A 566-nucleotide genomic window follows, 5' to 3' on the forward strand; every position below is an offset into this window, starting at 1 on the left:
CCAAAGCCGCCGACGACGCGAAGAAGGCCGGGCTTGACGCTACCGCAGCCGAAGCCAAGGCGAACGCCGACAAGGCCGCAGCCGACAAGAAAAAGACCGACGAAGCGGCGAAGAAGGCCAAAGAAGACGCCGACGCGAAGGCAAAGGCCGCAGCCGCTTGGAAGCCGAACGCGTAAAGGGGTTCAACTATGGCACTTGTTGTTGAAGACGGAACGGGCGTTAGCGGGGCGGATAGCTTCGCCGACCTTGCGACCATTCGCGCGTATGCGACGAAGCGGGGCGTTACGCTTTCCGCCGACGACGCGGTGCTTGAACCCTTGGCCTACAAGGCTATGGACTACCTAGAAGGTAAGGGGCTTGGTTTGTTGTCCCTTACCTTCCCTACCGAAACCGGCTACGTGTGCAGCTTGACCGACGCCGACGCGTTGGTGCGGCTGGCAAACGCGCAAGCGCAGTTGTGCATTGAACAACACAACGGCGTTGACTTGGCCCCGGCGCGAACGGGCGACTTCATTGTTGAAGACACCGTAGGGCCGAGTTACGACGAAGTATAGCGACAAGTTCGG

General features: G+C 60.4%; 1 protein-coding gene. It reads left to right on the forward strand.

Annotation, left to right across the window (positions count from 1 at the left end; genetic code table 11):
* The first annotated feature begins 188 nt into the window (after positions 1–188).
* On the forward strand, positions 189–554 hold the full coding sequence (locus tag ADAD_RS0115160; RefSeq protein WP_010415617.1) for a DnaT-like ssDNA-binding protein: 366 nt from the start codon (positions 189–191) through the stop codon (positions 552–554).
* Positions 555–566 lie beyond the last annotated feature (12 nt).

The sequence above is a fragment of the Citromicrobium sp. JLT1363 genome (genome assembly GCF_000186705.1).
Taxonomy (GTDB): domain Bacteria; phylum Pseudomonadota; class Alphaproteobacteria; order Sphingomonadales; family Sphingomonadaceae; genus Alteriqipengyuania.